Source organism: Cryptosporangium aurantiacum, from assembly GCF_900143005.1.
Taxonomy (GTDB): domain Bacteria; phylum Actinomycetota; class Actinomycetes; order Mycobacteriales; family Cryptosporangiaceae; genus Cryptosporangium; species Cryptosporangium aurantiacum.
In genome coordinates this window covers 1-18,340 of the sequence record NZ_FRCS01000016.1, presented here as the reverse complement: position 1 = coordinate 18,340, position 18,340 = coordinate 1, and the positions used below count along the sequence as shown (strand labels likewise).

Sequence of the window (18,340 nt, the reverse complement as noted above, 5' to 3'; positions counted from 1 at the left end):
CGGACCGGGGTGGAGCTGGCTCTACCCCGCGAGTGGGCCCAGGAGGCTGGGGAGGCCCGGGCGGGCGCGGCTAGCGTTGCCGCCGTGCTACACGCGTTGAGTGATCGCCGGTTCCTGATCAGCGCCTGGCCCTGGCGGGCATGGGCCTTCCTCGTCTCGACGGTGCCGGTGGGGATCGCCGCGGGCATCGCGGTCGGGCTGCTCGGCCTGCCCTGGCTGGTCGTGGCGGATCGGGTGCTCAACGGAGAACAGCTGACGCTGTCCGGATTGCTGCTGGTCCCGGTCGGACTGGTCCTGCTGGGAACGCTCGGCCCGCTGGTCGCCGCGCCTCTGGCCGACGTCGAACGGGTCCGCCTGCGGCTGGTGGACGCCCGGCCGCTGCGGTACTCGCGCGGCGGCTACACCGATGCCGCGACCTGGCGCGCGCTGGGCTACGTGCTGCTCCTCGTGACGGCCGGGCCGGTGGTGTACGGCGGGCTACTGCTGATCGTGCTGGTGGACGTCGTCTGGATCATCGCCCCGGCGGTGGTGGCTGACGGGACGGTGTCGCTCGGGATCGGCACCGCGGCGACGACCCGGGAGGCGGTGCCGTACGCGGTGGCCGGGCTGGTGCTGCTGCCGGGCGTCCCGTACCTGGCCGGGCTCGTCGCCGGGCTGCACGGGGCGGTCGCGCGCGCCCTGCTCGGAACGCCGGAGACCGAGGGCCTGCGCACCGAACTGGGGGAGGTCGCCCGGTCGCGCGCCCGGCTGGTGGACGCGTTCGAGGCCGAACGGCGCCGGATCGAACGGGACCTGCACGACGGCGCGCAGCAGCGGCTCGTCGGTCTCACGCTCCAGCTCGGCCTGGCCCGCGTTCAGCTCGCTGACGGCTCCCCGGAGAGCGCCGCGGTCGCCGACGCCCACGAGCAGGCGAAGGGCCTGATGGTCGAGCTGCGGGAACTCATCCACGGCATCCACCCGCAGGTGCTCGCCGACCTGGGCCTCCCGGAGGCGCTGCGGGACCTGGCCGACCGCGCCCCGATCCCGGTGAGCGTGCGGGCGGAGCTGACCGACCGCCCGGCCGCGCACCTCGAGTCGACCGCGTACTTCATCGTCGCCGAGGCGCTGACGAACGTCGCCAAACACAGCGGGGCCTCGTCCGGGCAGGTGACCGCCGAGCGGTCCGGCGACACGCTCGTCGTCGAGGTGGTCGACGAGGGCGGCGGCGGGGCCGACCCGTCGCGCGGCACCGGGCTGACCGGGCTCGCCGACCGGGTCGCGGTGGTGGGCGGCCGGATCCTGCTGTCCAGTCCGGACGGCGGGCCGACCCGGCTCCGCGTCGAGCTGCCCTGGAGCGACCGGTGAAGGTGGTTCTCGCCGAGGACGGCGTCCTGCTCCGCGAAGGACTGGCCGGCATGCTCGACCGGTACGGCTTCACGGTGGTGGCCGCGGTCGGCGATGCGGACGCTCTGGTGGACGCCGTCGCACGGCACATGCCGCAGCTCGTGGTGACCGACATCCGGATGCCACCGGGCTTCACCGACGAGGGGCTGCGTGCCGCGGTGTCGTTACGCGCGCGGTACCCGGAGCTTGCGGTGGTGGCGCTCAGCCAGTACGTGCAGCACGCGTACGCTGCCGGCCTGCTCGCGTCCGGCGGCGGGCGCGGCGTCGGGTACCTGCTCAAGGACCGGGTCGTCGACGTCGCCGAGTTCGTGGACACGCTGCGCCGGGTCGTCGACGGTGCCACGGTCGTCGACCCGGACGTCGTCCGGAGACTGCTGCGGCGGCGCCGGGACCCGGTGACCCGGCTCTCGGAGCGCGAGCACGAGGTGCTCGGCCTCATCGCCGAGGGCCACTCCAACGCGGCGATCGCCCGGCGCCTGTTCCTGTCCGAGGCCGCGGTCGGCAAACACGTCGGGAACGTGCTGGCCAAGCTCGATCTGCCGCCGACCGCGGACTCCAATCGGCGGGTGCTCGCGGTCCTGACGTACCTGCGCAGCGTGGCGCAAGGGGAGTGACAGGAGTGGACTAGGCTTCCGGCCGTGCACCGGCCGCCCGACGTCCCTGGATACGTCATCCGCGATGTGCTCGGTTCCGGTGGCTGCGCCACCGTCTACCTGGCCACCCAAACGGTCGTCGGACGCGACGTCGCGGTGAAGATCGACAACCGGACGCTCACCACGGACCGGGACCGGCGCCGGTTCTACCGCGAGGTCAACGCCGCCGGGCGCCTGTCCGACCACCCGCACGTCATCGGCCTGTACGACGCGGGCACGCTGCCGGACGGGCGTCCGTTCCTGGTGATGGAGCTGTGCCCCGGCGGGTCGCTGGCCACCGTGCTGCGCGCCCGGGGCGGGTTACCGCCGGACGAGGTGCACGACATGGGTGTGAAACTGGCGGACGCGCTGGGCGCCGCGCACGGCATCGGCGTGCTGCACCGCGACCTCAAGCCGGGCAACATCCTGGTCAACCGGTACGGGATGGTGGGGCTCGCGGACTTCGGGCTGGCGTCGATCATCACCGCGGACACCGAACAGTCCGCGACGCTGGAGTCGCTCACCCCCGCGTACGCGCCACCGGAGGCGTTCGCGCTGGCCGAGCCCGCGCCGACCGCCGACGTGTACTCGTTCGGCGCGACGCTCTACGCGTTGCTGAACGGGCGGCCGGCGCGGTTCCCGGACACCGGGTCGCCGAGCCTCTACACGATCATGCAGATGCACACCGAGCCGCTGCCGCCGCTGCCGTGGGTGCCGCCGGCGTTGATGGCCGTGATCGAGCGGGCGATGGCCCCGGAGCCGTCGGATCGGTACGTGGACGGCGTCGCGATGCGCGATGCGCTGGCCCGGACGCCGCTGGGCGCGACGACCGGCGAGGTGTTCCACACCGGCGGCCGCATCGCGGACGGCCCGCCCGGGAGCCCGCCGCCCGAGCGCGGGCCGGGCGGCGCGGCGCCGTCCGGAGGGTTCGGGGCGCCGGTTTCGCCGGCGGTCTCGCGGTCGCCGCGGAACGGGGCGCCGCAGGCCGGGCAGTACGGCGGGGCGAACGCGGGGGCAGCGCACGCGGGGGCGGCCCACGGAGGTTTGTCGCACGGAGGTTTGTCGCACGGAGGTTTGTCGCACGGGGAGTCGCCGCATGTGGGGGCGGCGCATGGGGGGCAGCCGTACGGCGCTTCTCAGTCGGGGCCGCAGGCCTTCGCGCACGGGGCGCCGCCGCACGCGGGGCCGCACGGGTTACACGGGTCGCAGGGGTTGCACGGGTCGCAGGGGTTGCACGGGTCGCAGGGGTTGCACGGGGTTCCGGGACAGCAGGTGGCCGGGGCGGGCGGCGGCAGCGGCGGCGCCTCGCAGCGGAGCATCGCGCTGATCGCGGCAGCGGCCGTGGTGCTCGTCGCGCTGATCGCCGGTGTGGCGTGGGTGCTCGGCCCGTGGGGCGACTCCACGACGGGCGAGCGCACCCTCGCCACCCAGGAGTCCGACGCCGGCGACACCGTTCGCGGCTCGAAGGATTCCGGCGACTCGAAGGAGTCCGCGACCAGCGTCGATGGCGTCGAGTACGGCGTCGAGACCACGACGACCGACTGCCCGGCCGCCGACCAGGGCGGCCGTTGCATCGTCGAGCCGGAGTGCTGGTCGGGGATGGTCGTCATCGTCGGTCAGGTGACGATCGAGCGCCTGTCCTGCGACGACCTGCACCGCTGGGAGACGTTCGCGGTGGCGCCGCTGCCCCAGGACGCGCTGACGTCGAACCAGAAGACGCTCGCCGCGCACCCGGACGTCCGCAAGCTGTGCACCACCGAGCTCATGACCGCCTCGCTGCGGTCCGGCGCCCCCTCGATCCCGGCCGCGGAGTGGCAGGTGGACGTCCTCCCGCCGAGCGAGCAGGCGTTCGCCGACGGCGCCAGGGTGTACCGCTGCGTCGCCGCGGTCATCAGCCCGGACACCGAGGGCAGCACCGGCACCGCGTTCACCGGCTAAATCCGCGCGGAACGCCCCCATGCGCAGACCGCCGGCTTCGGGTGACCTCAGCCGCCGTCCGGCGCCCCGGGACTCACTACGCCGTTCTCGTAGGCGTACACGACGGCTTGGACGCGGTCGCGGAGATCGAGCTTCGTCAGGACCCGGCTGACGTGGGTCTTCGCGGTGGCCTCGGAGATGTGCAGCCGACCGGCGATCTCGGTGTTGCTGCGGCCGGCGGCGAGCTCGCGCAGCACGTCGAGTTCCCGCTCGGTGAGCGTCGCGGCGAGACGTTCGGCCGCGCGGTGGGAGGGCGGCACCCGCAGGAAGCGGCTGATCAGGCGCCGGGTGACGGCCGGTGCGAGCAGCTCCTCGCCACCGGCGACCGTCCGGACCGCCTCCGCGAGCTGGCCCGGCGGGGCGTCCTTGAGGAGGAATCCGCCCGCGCCGGCCCGCAGCGCCTCGTAGACGTACTCGTCCAGGTCGAACGTGGTGAGCACGAGGACGCGCGGTGCGTCCGGTGCGCGGCGGATCCGGCGGGTGGCGTCGATACCGTTCACGCCGGGCATCCGGATGTCCATCACGACGACCTCGGGACGCAGCCGCTCGGCGGCCGCGATCGCCGCGGCACCGTCGGCGACCGCGTCGATCACCTCGATGTCCGGCTGCGCACCGAGCATGCCGCTCAGCCCGGATCGGATCAGCGCGTGGTCGTCGGCGATCACGACCCGGATCGGCGCACCGCCCCCGACCCCCACCTCCTGCCCGCCCCCGGCGCCGCGCCCGGCGGCAGGCCCGTTCGCGCCGCGCCCGGCGGCAGGCCCGTTCGCGCCGCGCCCCGCGGCAGGCCCGTTCGCGCCGCGACCGGCGGCAGGCCCGGCCACGCCGCGACCCGCGGCTGCATCGTCACCCGTGGACGGCGTGCTCATGCCGTCACCCGGGGTAACCGTGCCCGGACGGCGAAGCGGGAGCCGTCGACGCCGGCCTGCAGCGACCCACCGTAGAGGCGCGCCCGCTCCCGCATCCCCACCAACCCGCGCCCGGTGCCGTCCCGGCCGGAACCGGCGGCGTCGCTGCTGTAGGTGTTCGCGACGTCGATCGTGATCTCCTCCCGGTCGTAGCCGATGCGGACCTCGGTGGACGCCGTTCCCGCGTGCCGGCGGACGTTGGTCAGCGCCTCCTGGATGATCCGGTACGCCGCCAGGTCGACCCCCGCCGGGACGTCGCCCCGGGCGCCGTCCACCGTCAGCGAAACCGGTAACCCGGCCGCTCGCAGCTCCGCCACCAGCTCGGGGACGCGCTCGAGCGTCGGCTGCGGCGCCAGCTCGGCGGCGTCCGGCTCGGAAGCGTCCTGCCTTGTCACGTCGAGCACGTGTCGCATCTCCGCCAGCGCCTCACGGGCGGTCTGCCGTGCCGCGGCGATGTGCGCGCGGGCGACGTCCGGATCTGCTTCGATCAGCGATTCGGCCGCACCGGCCTGCACCGCGACGATCGACAGCGAGTGCGCGACGACGTCGTGGATCTCCCTGGCGATCCTGGCTCGCTCGACGGCCACCGCTTCCTCGGCGCGCTGTGCCGACTCCGAGCGTGCCGCCGTGGCCTGCGTCATCCGGAGCCGGACGAGCCAGCCGCCCACCCCGGCGCCGGCCACGAAGAACCCCAGGATGAAGAACTGTCCGACGGTGATCGGACCCTCGTAGTACCCCAGCGGCAGCGCCGCGATCATTACCGCGACGGTCGTGCACCCGGCGAGCAAGGCGCCCCACCACACCCGCGCGTAGACCGCCGCGGAGTACGTCGCCACCAGCAGGCTCGGGAACGGGAACGTGCTCTCCTCCAGGCCCGGCAGGTACTGCACCCGCACCCAGAGCACCAGGACGAGGACCGCGACCACCGCCAGCGGCGCCCGGCGGCGAGCCACCAGCGGGACGGTCACCGCGACCGCGAACAGCAGCCGCTGCCCGGTCGACCCGGGCCCGGCGGCCGCGAGCGCTTCGATGACCGCCCACACCAGCAGCAGCCCAGCGGGCGCGAGGTCGGTGAGGAGGTGGGGCACGGACCTCACCTGGGGTTTCACGTCCGCAGGCTAACGAGTCGCCGGGCTACCCGGCATCCGCCCCGGGGTGTACGGGCGTCCTCCGTGCGCGGTACCACCGCGCCCCCGCCGGCCGACGACCGGAGCCGGACGCCCGGCTTACGGTCCCGGCCATGACATCTTCTTCGACGCCGGCCCCATCACCCCGAGAGGTGCCGGCCCCGTCACCCCGAGTGGGAGGGCCTTCGCAGCTCGCGGGCCTGGCCGCGGGGCTCGGTGCGGTCGCGTCCGCGATCGCCGGCGCCATCCAGGCGACCCGGCCGACCGACACCGACCCGCTGATCGACGGCGGTGAGCACGTCGGGCTGACGCTCGTCGCGCTCGCGCTCGTGCTGTGGATCCCGGGTTATCTGCGCCTCACCGACGGAACGTCCCGGGTGGGACGGGCCGGCGGGGTGGCCGCCGCGATCGGCTGCGCGCTGCTGGCGTTCGGGATGACCGCGACGAACCTGCACGGACAGGACTACAGCTGGTTCCCGGCGGTGGCGGTTCCCGCGAACCTGCTCTGGCTGGTGGGCTCGATCCTGCTCGCGGTCGGCACCTGGCGGGCCCGGACGCTGCCCAAGCCGCTGGCCGCCGCGTTGCCGGTCATCTGGCTCACCTCGATCATCCTGTCCCAGCTCGGCGGCAACCTCATCGCCGGAGCGCTCTGGGGCGTGCTCGCGTATCGGATGGCCACGGCCCGGGACCGGGTGGCCGCACAACGCCTCGGCTGAGCGTCCACATTTATTGTCTTTTTTGCGACGCGCAGTGGCGCATCGCGCCCGGACCCCGCACCCTCGGCGGCGTCGCTGGCCCCAGCGGCATTCACGGGGAAACGGGGAATTATGTCCATGAGGACCAGACGTGTCATGGTCGGGGCGGTGGCGCTGCTCGGGGTGACCGCGGCTTGTGCCGGTGGCGAGGACACCGTGGCGTCGCCCGGCACGCCGCCGAGCAGCACGGACGAGCGGGCTCCGGGCGCCGGTGCGAGCGAGACCTGGCTCGTGCCCTACGTCGGCACCTGGACCGGGCACGGCAGGCAGCTGGTCGTCCGCGCTGACGGGTCCGGGACGATGGGCGGCCGGACCTATGTGGCCTGCGCGAGCGACGACGCGCCGCGGAACCCGGGCGTGCCGTGCGAACCGAGCGGTGGCCACCCGTCGGACGTTTCGCGGCAGTCGGTGCAGGTCACGGTGACCAAACGCAAGCCGGGCGTCCACCTGACGATCGTCCGGACCAACGACGTGAACCGTGCGGTCGGCACGTACCGCACCGTGCTCTCGCACGCGGGCAACGTGCTGACCGTGACGCTGGGGGAGGGGACGCTGGGGGAGGGCCGGAACGTGACGTTCTGCGCGTCCGATCTGGACGATGCGACGTCGCGAGACGTCTGCGGCTGAGCTGACGTGCCGTTTTGCCGCTTCTGAAACGGTTTGGATAGCCGGGAATGCTGCGGTTGGTGGGGTTGCGCTGGCACACTCGCGACCCCGCCACCTCAGTAGGAGGCTCCCGTGCCGTTCGGTCGTCCCTCCCTCCGTCGCGCGGCCGTCGCGACGACCGGCGCAGCGCTGGCCGCGATGCTCGCGGTTCCGGGCGGCGTCGCCGTCGCGGCGCCGACCGCCACCCGCCTGCCGGTTCCCGCCGGAACGACGAACGCCGACGTCTCCGATATCAACAACGCGGGTGTCGCGGTGGGCGCCGCCGAGGTCGACGGTGTGTCTCGCGCGCTCCGCTGGCCGGGCACCGGGTTCACCGCGCTGCCCGGGACCGCCGAGTACCCCTCGACGTTCGCGTCCCGGATCACCGACGCGGGTCAGATCGTCGGCACCGCCACGTCCGCCGACGGCACGCAGCGGACGGTCCGCCGCTGGCTGCCGGACGGCACGGCCGCCGACTGCGCGCTCTCGGGGGCGTTCCCGCTCGGTGTCGTCGACCTCAACGAGCGCGGCGATGCGCTGGTGAGCGGGCTGACCGGGCCGCGCCGGTTCACCGCGCTGGTCTGCCGACCAGACGGAACCAGCGTGCTGACCGGTCTGTGGACCGCGTCCGCGATCGGTGACGACGGACGGGTGGCGGGCGCGCTGAGCGGAACCGTCCAGAACAACTTCAACTTCGTGCCCGCGGTGGTGGCTGCCGACGGCACGCTGACCCGGCTGCCGGTGCCCGCCGGCCAGTCCGGCGTCGCCTATGACGTCGGGCCGCTGGGCGCGGTCGTCGGCGCACTGGGCAGCATCAGCCTCGCGACCGGCATCCCGGTGTTCGTCCCGCGGGTCGCGGTCGTCTGGGTCGGCGGCCGGACCGTCGAACTGGGCACGCTGGGCGGAGACACCAGCCGTCCGGCCGACACCGGCCGCGCGGTGTCCCGCACCGGCGACATCGTCGGCACCAGCACCACCGCGGCGGGGGAGACGCACGCGTTCCTGTGGCGCGCGGGTCGGCTGACCGATCTGGGCACGCTGGGCGGGCCCAGCAGCACGCCGACCGCGGTCAACGACCGGGGCCAGGTCGTCGGGTTCAGCACAACCCGCTCGGGCGCGCAGCACGCGTTCCTCTGGAGCGGTGGCCGGATGGTCGACCTCGGCGCGCCCGGAGGCGCCACCAGCACCGCCCGCGACGTCAACAACGCCGGTCAGGTCGTCGGAACCGTGACGACGTCCGGCGGCCAGCGTCACGCGGTCCGCTGGACGGGCCGATAGACACTGGACGGTCCGATAGACACTGGGGGCATGTACCTCATCAAGGAGCGTTTCTTCGACATCGGCGACGACTACGACATCACCGATGAGGCCGGTCGGAAGGTACTGCACGTCGACGGGAAGGTGCTGAGCCTGCGCAACCGGCTGGTGATCGAGGACCCGTCCGGACGCGAGGTGGCGTCCGTGCACCGCCACCTCGTCTCGATCCGCCCGACCTACGAGGTGCGGATCGGGGGCGAGAAGGCGGCCGAGGTCCGCAAGAAGCTGTTCACGCCGTTCCGCGAGCGCTTCACGATCGACGTCCCGGGCCCGGACGACCTGGAGATGACCGGAAACCTCTTCGACCACGAGTTCGTCATCGAACGCGGCGGCCGGGAGGTCGCCGCGGTGTCCAAGCGGTGGGTCTCGATCCGGGACACCTACGCGGTGAACATCGCGCCCGGCGAGAACGACCTGCTGATCCTGGCCGGTGTCCTCGCGCTCGAACTGGCGCTGTCCCGTAAGGATGACTAAAGGTTCAGCCGACGAGGACGGGCGGGCTTGACTCCTCCGGTTCAGTGGTGTCCGCAGTAGACGCAAAAGCGCGGATACACCCGAGAGGAACCTATGCCTACCCGTCGTACGGTCCTTGCCACCGCCGCCGGAGTGCTGGCCGGATTACCCGTCCTCGGCTCGGCGTCCGCGAGCCTCGCGGCACCCGTTCCGGCGGCGGGGTCGCCGATCCCGGACACGCTGGCCAGCCGGATCGCGGTGGGCGCCCGCCGCAAGGCCGACGAGGCCAGGTTCCCGCTCACCCATCTCGCGGTGGGCTGGACCGGCGCAGCGGAGGGCGCCGCCGTCCGGATCCGCACCGCCAAGGGGTGGGGCGACTGGCGTCCGCTGCACGGCTGTGACGGCGGCCGCGATGGCCGCGCGACCGCACGCCGGGCGCTGCTCTCGGTCCCCGGCGGCGTCGGTTACGAGGTGCAGCTGCCCGGCGCCGGAACCGTGACCGAGCTGAACACCGTCGACGGGCCGACCCGCACCACGGCCGCCGCGACCGGTTCGTCCACGCCGCTCTCCACCCGGACGGTCGGCCGCCCGTACCTGAGCCGGGCCGCCTGGGGCGCGGACGAGTCGCTGCGCTTCACCGAGGACGGGACCGAGCGGTTCCCGGCCGCCTACTTCCCGGTGCAGACGGTCACCGTGCACCATTCGGCCGGGATCAACGACGACCCGGACCCGGCCGCGACGATGCGCGCGATCTACTACGACCAGACGATCACCCGCGACTTCGGTGACTTCGGCTACCACCTGGCGATCGACGAGGACGGCCGGGTCTACGAGGGGCGCTGGTCGGGCACCGACCGGTTCCCCGTCTACGGTGGTGCGCTCGGGCCGAACGGCCGGCCGCAGATGAACAACGCCGCACACGTCGGCGGGTTCAACGCCGGCAACGTGGGCGTCGTGCTGCTCGGCGACTTCACCAGCAGGCAGCCCACCGCCGCCGCCCGGCAGTCGCTGGTCGGGGTGCTGGCGGCGATCGTGGCGCTCGGCGGCCTCGACCCGCTGGGCACCACGAACTACGTCAACCCGATCAGCGGCTCGACGAGGACCGTGCCGACGATCCCGGGCCACCGCGACTGGGCGGCGACGCTCTGCCCCGGTGACCTGTTCTACCCGGAGCTGCCCGGGGTGCGGCAGGACGTCGCCGACCTGATCGGCTGAGCCCTTCGCTCGACGCCCGGTGCTCACGGGTTGATCAGCCGGAGCAGCGCCGCGTCCTGGTCCGGGCCGTACTTCGCGGCGTAGAGGGCCAGGGCACGCTCCCGGGTCTCCGGGCTCGCGTCGGCCAGCACGTACCGCTCGTCACCGCGTCCGCACACCGTCACGTCGTGCGCGGGCCCGACCGCGTGCGGGCCGACGTCGACCCAGTGCTCGCCGTCGTGGAGCACGTACCGAAGGTCGTGCTCCACGACCTCGCCGGGCGCGGTGAACCGCAGGCACATCGTGTAGTGCTCCGCGATGCCCTGCAGACCGGCGCTGTCCCACCGGTTGGCGAACGCCTCGAGGGCGAGCTCGCCGAGATCACCGCGGACGCGGACCTCCCGCTGGGAGTTCTCGCTGACCCGCCGGTCGCGGAAGAGCCCGTAGGAGAGCCAGTCGTCGACCCGATAGATGGCGTGTGCGGGTCCGAAAGCGCTGATTCGGACGCCGAACAGCTCCGCATTCCGGGACGGTAACTCCGCAGTGAGCTCCGCGAGCTGCTCGATGTTCTGGCGCATCGCGGTCACGGCGTCGGTGGGGGCGACCTGCCGTGCGCGTTCCGCGGCATCCGGGCACGACGGGTCGGTGAGCAGGATCCGGAACCGCACACCGCGGTCCAGCGCCGCGCGGACCGCGGTGACGAACGCCTGCCGGTGCGGTGGTTCGAGGAGCCCGGTCCAGTACTTCCAGAGGTCGACGCGGTCCTCGGCCTTATTGATGCGGCGGATGACGTCGCGGTAGTCGAGGCGGTTGCGCCACCGCACCGCGTTCCGGTTGAGCGAGAGCACCAGCGGCTGCAGCACGAGCACCGCGAGCACCAGGTCGATGAGGTTCGACCCGATGCTGATCCGCAGCTCGGTCGCGAAACCCTCGACGTGCCGGACCGGGTAGAGCAGGACGAACCCGCTGAACAGCAGCAACGCGCCGACCAGCACGTAGACGTACGAGAGCCAGTACCTGCGCCGCGGCATGGGCCCATCGTCGCAGTCCACATGCGAGACAGCCAGCCGCGCGGGTCCCCCCGAACCGGGCATTTTTGCTTACTGACATACTTCCTGCACCGATGTGTTACAGGTCGGACCTGGAAGGAACAACCATGCTCCTCCGCGCCTCCGCCTCCGGCGTCATCCTCGACGCTCCGCGGGACTTCACCACGCTCTCGCTCATCCTCGAAGGCCCCACTGCCGAGGCCGAAGCCGCCCGGGTGGGGCGGTGGGCCGACCGGGATCACCTTGTCGTGCCCGCCGAGACGCTCGTCGAGCTGGCCGGGCCGGTGGTCACGGAGATCGGCTGGCGGGACGGGTTCGACACGATGATCGGCCACGCCACCCGCAAGGGATGGGTGGACGAGAACGGCGGTGTCCGGATCCACGTCGAGCAGCGCTGACCGGTAGCGCCCGGTGCCGCTGACGTACCTGGCTCACCAGGTACCGGTCTTCGCGCTGAAGCTCGGACGCCCGCGGTGGTTCGACGGCACGGCGCTCGCGCTGGGCTCGATGGCGCCCGACTGGTCCTATGCCCTGGAGGGGTCCCGCTTCGCGGTCGATTTCCACGGGCCGGTGAACGTGCTCCGGGCCGTGCCGGTCGCGGTGGTCGCGGCCATAGTGCTGAGGCGGGTCGCGCCGACGGTCGCGGGCTACCTGCCCTCGCTGCCCAGCCTGCCGCTGCGGCGCCTCGGTGCGATCGGCTCCCGGCGTCCGCCGCTGCTGATGACCGTGGTCAGCGCGCTGATCGGGGCACTCACCCACGTATTCTGGGACTCGTTCACGCACGCTGGCCGCTGGGGCGCGCGGACCGTGCCGTGGCTCCGCGAGACGCACGACGTGCTCGGATACACCGCGACCGGCGCGAAACTCGCACAGCAGAGCAGCACCCTGCTCGGGGCCGTGCTCGGCCTCGTCCTGCTCGGGATGCTGTTGCGCCGCCTGCCGGAGGGCGGCGAGCCCGGGCCGGCGCCGGGGCGCTTCTGGGCCGCGGTCGCGGCCGGGACCCTCGCCGGCGCGGTATGGGGCTACGACGCCGGGACGTTCGTGGCCGGTGCGGTGATCCGGTGCAGCCTCGGTATCGCGGCCGGGGTGGTGTTGGGGGCGCTGATAGCGCAGCGCGGTCGGGTCCGGTCCGCGGTGCACTGACGCGCTCGCCCGCCCGCCCGCGCGGCGTGGCCCGGGGTGCGCAGGGCGCGACGTGGCCCGGGGTGCGCAGGGCGCGACGTGGCTCGGGGTGCCCGCTGCGGGGCGCGACGTGGCCCGGGGTGCCCGCTGCGGGGCGCGGCGCGGCCCCGCGCGAGGTGCGCTGACGCGCGTCCGCCATCGCGTGGGGACCCAGGGGTGCGGCGCGGCCGCGCGCGAGGGCGCGCTGATGCGTCCGCATGCCCGCGGAGGGCCGGCGGTGCGCGGCGCGGCTGGGGTGCACCCGTGCGCCCGCAGCGGCGTGGCCCGCGTCCTAGGGCCGCGTTCTTAGACGTCCAGGGGGCGGCGGGCCAGGGCCAGCGCGAGATCGACCGCACTGTCGACGACCGCGTCGAGGTCGGTGCCGAGCAGTCCGTCGGCCCACTGCTGGGCCAGTTCGGTCATCGCGCCGGTGAACATCGTCGCGGCGACCAGCACCGGCAGCGACGGGCTGTGGACGCCGCTCATCGCGATCAGCCCCTCCAGCAGGCTCGTCTCCGCGGCCCGGCGGCGCGCGGCCAGCGACTCGGCCACCGCGAACAGCACACGACCGCGGCGAGGATCGTCGCTGATGAACTGCAGGACGCTGCGGATGCCGGCGCGCGTCCGCGCCTCGGTGCCCGGCCCGGCGTCCGCCAGCGCGCCGGCCAGGACGTCGCCGAGCGCGGCGGCCTGCTCGTCGTAGACCGCGGCCAACAGCTCCCCGGTGTCGGCGAAGCTCTCGTAGAAGTAGCGCGTATGCAGCTCCGCGCTCCGGCACACGGCCCGGACCGTCAGCGCGCCTTCGCCGTCCTCGCCGAACAGGCGGAAACCCGCCTGCACGAGCATCGCGCGGCGTTCGGCCTTCCGGCCCGCCGCGGGCACGCCGGCCCATCGGGTGGGGACGTTCGGCATGCCGCCAACCGTAGCAAGTCTGGACACAGTCGTAACCAGGTGGCTAGTCTGGCTACGGTCGTATCCAGAAGGTGAGGACACCGATGGGCAACCTGGTCGCGGAGCGGTTCGAGCGCTCGTTCGACGCCGACATCCGGTCGAAGTTCTTCCGCGGGATGGAGTTCCGCGAGCCCGAAGGCGACCCGGGGTGGTTCGGCCCGGACAGCGCGGTCTGGTACGTCCACTCGCACCTGCCGACGCTGATCCTCGGCCTGGTCGCCGCCGCGTACATCGAAGGGCTCGACCCGAGCATCAGCTGGATGGGGTACGACCACTCGCGGCTGGTCGAACGGGTGGACGGGGTGCCCACCGGCAACGTCGACCCGGAGGGCGCCGCCGTCCGGCTCGGCCACTCGGTCGCGTTCTTCATCGGCACCGCCTACGGCACCACCCGCACCGCGGAGAACCTGGCCCGCACCGTGCGCGCGATGCACCACACGGTCAAGGGCGTCCGGCCGGACGGCCTGCCCTACGACGCCGACGACCCCGACTGGCTGCGGTGGAACTATGCGACCGTGGTGTGGGGCCTGGCCACCGCACACGAGCGTTACCACCGCACTCCGCTGCGCGGCGACGACCTCGAGCGCTACTACCGCGAGTTCGTCCGGGTCGGTGAGGCACTCGGCGGCACCGACCTGCCCGCCACCAAGGGCGAGGTGGCCGAGTGCCTGGAGTCCTACCTCCCGCGCCTGGCCGTGACGCCGATCAAGGCGTTCGGCACCGGCCCGAACCTCCGCGACAGCAAGGTTCCGCCGTGGCAGCCCGGCAGCGCGTTCATGGACTGGGCGGCCCGCGACATGCTCCCGCGCTGGGCGCAGAAGCTGGCGCTCTACCAGCCGCCGAACCGCGTGACGCTGCGCGCCCGCCGGTCGGCCCTGTGGCTGGCGGTCAACGGCCTGCACCGCGCGACCGGTCCGTTACCGGAGTTCCGCGCCGCGCAGGCCCGGGTGGCCGGCGGTACCACGGCCCCGGTTGCTGTCACCGCACCGACCGGCCCCGATCCGGCGCTGACCAGGGCCGAGGTTGAAGCGGCCACCCTGGCCGACCCGGCGGCCCCAACCGCTGCCCGTCCCGAGGGCGCGGTCCCGACTGCTGCCCGCCTGGAGGCGGCCGTCCCGGTCGAGCCGGCCGCCCAGCCCGAGCGGGCCGCCGCTCAGGCCTAGTCGGTCGTCCGTGTCCGTGCGGCCGGCCGGACTGCGCCCGTGCCCGGTCGGGTCGGGCCGCCGCTAGGCCGAGCCGGCCGTCGCTGGCCGGGCGGCTGGTCAGTAGGTCGCGATCACTTCGTCCGCGAAGCGGCGGGCCGCGTCGATCATGCCGGCCCGGTCGTCCAGCGGGACGCCGTACTGCCACCAGGGCGCGGCCTGGCACTCGGTGACCCCGGCCTCCTCCAGACGCCGGTAGTCGTCCCGGCTGACGTCACCGACCGGCCCGGCGATGATTTCGAACGGCTCGTCGTCCCGGCCGTACTCGGCGCGGAGCGCCGCGAGCCGTTCGCAGGCCGCGATGATCTTGTTCGGCGAGGTGTTCACCGAGATCCAGCCGTCGCCGATGCGAGCGGTGCGGGCCAGCGCCGGTTCGCTGTGCCCACCGACGAAGATCCGCACCGGCCGGGTCGGCGCGGGGGAGATCATCAGCCGGTCGAAGTCATAGTGGCGCCCGTGGTACTCCACCCACTCCGGTCCCTTGCCCGCGCACACCGCCTTGATGATCTCGATCGCCTCGTCGGTGCGAGCCCCGCGCGTGCGCATCTCGGTGTGGGTGAACCGGAACTCCTCCGGAATCCACGACAGCCCGACGCCGAACGCGAACCGGTTGTCCGACATCACCGCGATCGACGCCACCTGCTTGGCCGTCAGCAGCGGGTCACGCAGGGGGAGTTTGTAGACGTTGGTGTGGAACTCGAGCTGGGTGGTGACGGCCGCCATCGCAGGAATCGCCACGAACGGATCGATGAACTCGGTCTCCGCCGGCCAGAACCGGCTGCCGTCCTTCGTGTACGGATACTTGGCCGACACCTGTTCCGGGTAGAACACCGAGTCGGGGAGGGCGAGCGAGTTGTAGCCGTTTTCTTCGGCTGCGCGAGCGAGGTCGAGAAGCTGTCCGGCCGGAACTAGCGCCGCTGCCAGTGTCCATTTCACGGGCGATGACGTTACCGGCTCGACGCGGCGTTTTGGAACGTGTTCTAGAACCTACCGGCTGCGGCGAACGGTGCGCACGCCGTACACCAACGTCGCGACGACGATCAGCGCGCCGATCAACTGCAGCCCCGGCGAGTCGTCGGCCTCGCCGTGCACGACCCCGAACACGCCGACCGCAATCGCGAGCGCGCCCACCAAGGCAAGGAAAAACAGCTTCATAACGCTTCCTCTCCGTCTTCGACCCACTCGAGGAGGTCGCCCGGCTGACAGCCGAGCACCCGGCACATCGCTTCCAACGTGCTGAACCGCACCGCTTTCGCGCGGCCGTTCTTCAGCACCGCCACGTTCGCGGGGGTGAGGCCGACGCGTTCGGCGAACTCCCCGACGCTCATCTTCCGTTTCGCCAACTCGACGTCGATGCGGACGACGATGGGCATCAGATCACCGCTTGCATGTCGGTGTGCAGGTTCGTGGCCTGCCGCAGCAGCGCCCGCATGACGACCATCAGCAACCCGACGACCGCGACACCCACCAGCAGGAGGAACAACAGCAGCGGCAGGCCGGGGTCATTCGCGTTGAACCCGACGTAGAGGAATACGCCCAGCAGCACGACCCAGCCTGCGGCGATCGCGCCGAGGATCGCGTTCACCCAGGTGAACGAGTCCTCGCTGAAGATCCTCCCGTGCTTGACCCGGGTGAGCAGCATCCAGGTCGCCACGATCACCACCTGGACGCACAGCAGCCAGAACGCTGACACGATCGTCGCCGGCCAGCGCAGGTAGGCGAAGTCCGGGTCTTCCTTCGCCATGTGCGCGAACTGTCCGGGCAGCGAAAAGGTCTGAAACATGACCAGGATGCCGAACAGGACGACGAGGAAGACTCGAAGCGCCGCCACCGCTCGTTGCTCAGTGAACATGCATCGACTATCGCTAGACACCTATCGAAAGTCAATAGGTCACGCGGCTAGGGGGTGCGGCCCCGGGGCTGGTCGGTGTGCGGGTGCCCTGCTCGGGCGGCGCGTTGGTTGGTCGTACCCTCGCGGCGTGACGGACGAAGACGCTGCGCAGAACGTCATCGAACGCCTACTCCTGGCCCTGGCAGCGCAACTGGACTCGTCGGAAAATCCGGTTCTGGCGACTGGTGCGGCCGAGGCGCTCGCTGACCTGAGCAGGTCCGAGGCGGAGACGATCTTCGGCCAGGCGGGCCTTCTCGTTCACTACGGCGCGGACACCGGACCGCTCGAGACCCTCATTCGCGCGATGTCGGCCGTCCAACGCGACGAGGCGCCAGAGGATGCCGTGGTCAAGCCGGGCGACGAAGTGCGACTCGTGGGCGAGCTGCCCGAGAGCCTCAGCGGGTACGGCGAAGCATGGCTGCGCGAGACCGTGTTCGTGGTCCGCCACGTCGGCAGGGGGCCGACGGTCGCCGTGCAGTCGGACCTAGCGCAGGACTACATGATCGCGACGGTGCCGGCCGCTGCCGTGGAGCGCTTCGCTCGCTGAAGCGCGGTGAACCGGTTCGCAACAGCCTTGAACGCCCGCGCGCAGAGGGCGGCGCTTGCTCCCGCGGGTCTGGCAGGAGTTCTGAGCAGCACGAGTGCCCCGGAACGCATCTCGCGTTCCGGGTTGCTCGGTGCTGGGCCCCTGATCAGGGTGGGTCGAGGATGGTGCCGTCGGGTCGGCGGATGGTGAGTTCTTGTCCGTCGAGTTGGAGGGTCCAGCCTTCGTCGTGGACGCGGTGGTGATGGAAGCCGCACAGGAGGATGAGGTTGTTCATGTCGGTTGGTCCGCCGTGGGTCCAGGGGATGATGTGGTGGGCTTGGGTCCAGTGGGGTGGGCGGGTGCAGTAGTGGAATCGGCAGCCCTGGTCCCTTACGACCAGGCCGCGGCGCATGGTGGGTGGGACGAGGCGGGTGCGGCGTCCGACGGCGATGGGGACGTCGTCGGGTCCGAGGATGATGCGGTTGATCGCGGCGTCGCAGGCGATGCGGTCGATGGCTTCGAGGGGGAGGGTGTCGCCGAAGTCGGTGCGGCCGCCGTCGCCGGGTCCGGGGACCCAGCGGCTACCGGGAACCCAGACCCGGGGACCACGGCCGGAGCCACTTCCCGAGCCGCCCGAGCCACCGCCGGAGCCGCCGAGGCCATCGCTTCCCGGGCCGCCGCCGGAGCCACGGCTGGCGCTGTTACCCCGGTCGCCGCCGGAGCCACTGCTGGAGCGGCCGAGGTCACCGTTACCCGGGCCGCCGCCGGGGCCACCCGGGCCGCCGGGCCCGCTGCCGGAGGCGCCGGGGTGCGTGTCGGGGCCGCTGGGTCCGGTGTCGGGGTGGTTGCCGGTGGGGGTTGCGGGTTGGGGTTGGTGCTGGGGGTCGGTGAGCCAGTCGGTGACCACGTCCCAGTCCCAGTCGCCAGCCCGGATCTCGTCGGCGGCTTGATCAGGGTCCGCGGCGCAGTCGGTATCCGGGTCCCACATCCGGTCGAAGCCCCGGTCGGCATCCGAGCCGAGATCCCAGCCGGACACACCGCTGTTCGGCAGCGGGCCGTCCGGGCCGGAAACTCGGGTGTCGGCCAGGACGGTGCGGCCGGCCGGGGTGCGGCGCAGGTCGCTGGCGTGGACCAGCACGGTGAGGTGGGGTTGTTCACCGGCGGTGGTG

Annotated in this window: 21 protein-coding genes; 12 read left to right on the top strand and 9 right to left on the bottom strand. The window is 72.6% G+C overall.

Going from position 1 to position 18,340, the window contains the following annotated elements; genetic code table 11:
- Positions 1–84: 84 nt before the first annotated feature.
- Genes BUB75_RS35175 through BUB75_RS47350 form a run of 3 tightly spaced genes read left to right on the top strand, consistent with a single transcriptional unit; the run spans position 85 to position 3,953 of the window.
- On the top strand, positions 85–1,344 hold the full coding sequence (locus BUB75_RS35175; protein ID WP_073263524.1) for a sensor histidine kinase: 1,260 nt from the start codon (positions 85–87) through the stop codon (positions 1,342–1,344).
- Positions 1,341–1,997 carry a response regulator transcription factor gene (locus BUB75_RS35170; protein ID WP_073263522.1) on the top strand — a complete coding sequence of 219 codons (657 nt, stop codon included), beginning with the start codon at positions 1,341–1,343 and terminating at the stop codon, positions 1,995–1,997. Before BUB75_RS35175 ends, BUB75_RS35170 begins: the two co-directional genes overlap by 4 nt.
- Before the next feature lie 24 nt (positions 1,998–2,021).
- Positions 2,022–3,953: a protein kinase domain-containing protein gene (locus BUB75_RS47350; protein WP_218617963.1), complete on the top strand. Its 1,932-nt coding sequence runs from the start codon at positions 2,022–2,024 to the stop codon at positions 3,951–3,953.
- A 47-nt stretch (positions 3,954–4,000) separates the two neighbouring features.
- On the opposite strand, the gene BUB75_RS35160 is transcribed toward BUB75_RS47350, so the two are convergent.
- Together BUB75_RS35160 and BUB75_RS35155 are read right to left on the bottom strand one after the other, a co-directional pair.
- The gene (locus BUB75_RS35160) at positions 4,001–4,690 is read right to left on the bottom strand and encodes a response regulator (RefSeq protein WP_073263755.1); all 690 of its coding nucleotides are present in this window, start codon (positions 4,688–4,690) and stop codon (positions 4,001–4,003) included.
- A 167-nt stretch (positions 4,691–4,857) separates the two neighbouring features.
- Complete coding sequence (locus BUB75_RS35155) at positions 4,858–5,988, bottom strand: sensor histidine kinase (protein ID WP_073263518.1); 1,131 nt, start codon at positions 5,986–5,988, stop codon at positions 4,858–4,860.
- 152 nt (positions 5,989–6,140) lie between these two features.
- Here BUB75_RS35155 and BUB75_RS35150 point away from each other — a divergent pair, with 152 nt between their 5' ends.
- From BUB75_RS35150 to BUB75_RS35130, 5 genes are all read left to right on the top strand, one after another.
- Entirely contained in the window at positions 6,141–6,743 is a 603-nt protein-coding gene (locus tag BUB75_RS35150) for a hypothetical protein (RefSeq protein ID WP_143175625.1), read from the top strand.
- A gap of 117 nt (positions 6,744–6,860) precedes the next feature.
- Positions 6,861–7,409, top strand: a complete 549-nt coding sequence (locus BUB75_RS35145; RefSeq protein WP_143175624.1) for a hypothetical protein — start codon at positions 6,861–6,863, stop codon at positions 7,407–7,409.
- A 111-nt stretch (positions 7,410–7,520) separates the two neighbouring features.
- Complete coding sequence (locus BUB75_RS35140; protein ID WP_073263512.1) at positions 7,521–8,705, top strand: HAF repeat-containing protein; 1,185 nt, start codon at positions 7,521–7,523, stop codon at positions 8,703–8,705.
- A 30-nt stretch (positions 8,706–8,735) separates the two neighbouring features.
- Positions 8,736–9,218 (top strand): LURP-one-related/scramblase family protein, encoded by a 483-nt coding sequence (locus BUB75_RS35135; RefSeq protein ID WP_073263510.1) that lies wholly within the window; start codon positions 8,736–8,738, stop codon positions 9,216–9,218.
- A 93-nt stretch (positions 9,219–9,311) separates the two neighbouring features.
- Positions 9,312–10,412, top strand: a complete 1,101-nt coding sequence (locus BUB75_RS35130; protein ID WP_073263508.1) for a peptidoglycan recognition protein family protein — start codon at positions 9,312–9,314, stop codon at positions 10,410–10,412.
- 23 nt (positions 10,413–10,435) lie between these two features.
- Here the strand turns inward: BUB75_RS35130 and BUB75_RS35125 are convergent, their stop codons facing one another.
- A complete protein-coding gene (locus BUB75_RS35125; protein WP_073263506.1) occupies positions 10,436–11,422 on the bottom strand; it encodes a phospholipase D-like domain-containing protein in 987 nt (328 codons plus the stop codon).
- Positions 11,423–11,547: 125 nt separating this feature from the next.
- Between BUB75_RS35125 and BUB75_RS35120 the strand changes: the two genes are divergently transcribed.
- Together BUB75_RS35120 and BUB75_RS35115 are read left to right on the top strand one after the other, a co-directional pair.
- Positions 11,548–11,838, top strand: coding sequence for a hypothetical protein (locus tag BUB75_RS35120; RefSeq protein ID WP_073263504.1), 291 nt, complete (start codon positions 11,548–11,550; stop codon positions 11,836–11,838).
- 13 nt (positions 11,839–11,851) lie between these two features.
- Positions 11,852–12,583: a DUF4184 family protein gene (locus tag BUB75_RS35115; RefSeq protein ID WP_073263502.1), complete on the top strand. Its 732-nt coding sequence runs from the start codon at positions 11,852–11,854 to the stop codon at positions 12,581–12,583.
- Between the two features lie 324 nt (positions 12,584–12,907).
- On the opposite strand, the gene BUB75_RS35110 is transcribed toward BUB75_RS35115, so the two are convergent.
- Complete coding sequence (locus BUB75_RS35110) at positions 12,908–13,513, bottom strand: TetR/AcrR family transcriptional regulator (protein ID WP_073263500.1); 606 nt, start codon at positions 13,511–13,513, stop codon at positions 12,908–12,910.
- Positions 13,514–13,596: 83 nt separating this feature from the next.
- Here BUB75_RS35110 and BUB75_RS35105 point away from each other — a divergent pair, with 83 nt between their 5' ends.
- Positions 13,597–14,715 (top strand): oxygenase MpaB family protein, encoded by a 1,119-nt coding sequence (locus BUB75_RS35105; protein WP_073263498.1) that lies wholly within the window; start codon positions 13,597–13,599, stop codon positions 14,713–14,715.
- Positions 14,716–14,814: 99 nt separating this feature from the next.
- Here the strand turns inward: BUB75_RS35105 and BUB75_RS35100 are convergent, their stop codons facing one another.
- From BUB75_RS35100 to BUB75_RS35090, 4 genes are read right to left on the bottom strand one after another with little or no spacing between them, the layout of a single operon-like run.
- A complete protein-coding gene (locus tag BUB75_RS35100) occupies positions 14,815–15,690 on the bottom strand; it encodes a TIGR03619 family F420-dependent LLM class oxidoreductase (RefSeq protein ID WP_073263496.1) in 876 nt (291 codons plus the stop codon).
- Positions 15,691–15,741: 51 nt separating this feature from the next.
- On the bottom strand, positions 15,742–15,909 hold the full coding sequence (locus BUB75_RS46710; RefSeq protein ID WP_178380065.1) for a hypothetical protein: 168 nt from the start codon (positions 15,907–15,909) through the stop codon (positions 15,742–15,744).
- Positions 15,906–16,127: a helix-turn-helix domain-containing protein gene (locus tag BUB75_RS35095; protein WP_073263494.1), complete on the bottom strand. Its 222-nt coding sequence runs from the start codon at positions 16,125–16,127 to the stop codon at positions 15,906–15,908. Before BUB75_RS35095 ends, BUB75_RS46710 begins: the two co-directional genes overlap by 4 nt.
- Positions 16,127–16,606 (bottom strand): DUF2975 domain-containing protein, encoded by a 480-nt coding sequence (locus BUB75_RS35090; RefSeq protein WP_073263492.1) that lies wholly within the window; start codon positions 16,604–16,606, stop codon positions 16,127–16,129. The genes BUB75_RS35095 and BUB75_RS35090 overlap by 1 nt, the downstream gene beginning before the upstream one ends.
- 127 nt (positions 16,607–16,733) lie before the next feature.
- On the opposite strand from BUB75_RS35090, the gene BUB75_RS35085 reads away from it, so the two are divergent.
- A complete protein-coding gene (locus tag BUB75_RS35085; protein ID WP_084742105.1) occupies positions 16,734–17,192 on the top strand; it encodes a hypothetical protein in 459 nt (152 codons plus the stop codon).
- 145 nt (positions 17,193–17,337) lie between these two features.
- On the opposite strand, the gene BUB75_RS48275 is transcribed toward BUB75_RS35085, so the two are convergent.
- The coding region (locus tag BUB75_RS48275) for an HNH endonuclease (protein ID WP_218617962.1) at positions 17,338–18,340 on the bottom strand (1,003 nt) is incomplete at its 5' end.

Excerpts from the sequence above, each read along its gene's own strand:
- BUB75_RS35145 (WP_143175624.1), top strand. The coding sequence starts at position 6,861 with ATGAGGACCAGACGTGTCATGGTCGGGGCGGTGGCGCTGCTCGGGGTG.
- BUB75_RS35090 (WP_073263492.1), bottom strand. The coding sequence starts at position 16,606 with ATGTTCACTGAGCAACGAGCGGTGGCGGCGCTTCGAGTCTTCCTCGTC.
- BUB75_RS35110 (WP_073263500.1), bottom strand. The coding sequence starts at position 13,513 with ATGCCGAACGTCCCCACCCGATGGGCCGGCGTGCCCGCGGCGGGCCGG.
- BUB75_RS35095 (WP_073263494.1), bottom strand. The coding sequence starts at position 16,127 with ATGCCCATCGTCGTCCGCATCGACGTCGAGTTGGCGAAACGGAAGATG.
- BUB75_RS35135 (WP_073263510.1), top strand. The coding sequence starts at position 8,736 with ATGTACCTCATCAAGGAGCGTTTCTTCGACATCGGCGACGACTACGAC.
- BUB75_RS35150 (WP_143175625.1), top strand. The coding sequence starts at position 6,141 with ATGACATCTTCTTCGACGCCGGCCCCATCACCCCGAGAGGTGCCGGCC.
- BUB75_RS35125 (WP_073263506.1), bottom strand. The coding sequence starts at position 11,422 with ATGCCGCGGCGCAGGTACTGGCTCTCGTACGTCTACGTGCTGGTCGGC.
- BUB75_RS35130 (WP_073263508.1), top strand. The coding sequence starts at position 9,312 with ATGCCTACCCGTCGTACGGTCCTTGCCACCGCCGCCGGAGTGCTGGCC.
- BUB75_RS35120 (WP_073263504.1), top strand. The coding sequence starts at position 11,548 with ATGCTCCTCCGCGCCTCCGCCTCCGGCGTCATCCTCGACGCTCCGCGG.
- BUB75_RS46710 (WP_178380065.1), bottom strand. The coding sequence starts at position 15,909 with ATGAAGCTGTTTTTCCTTGCCTTGGTGGGCGCGCTCGCGATTGCGGTC.
- BUB75_RS35105 (WP_073263498.1), top strand. The coding sequence starts at position 13,597 with ATGGGCAACCTGGTCGCGGAGCGGTTCGAGCGCTCGTTCGACGCCGAC.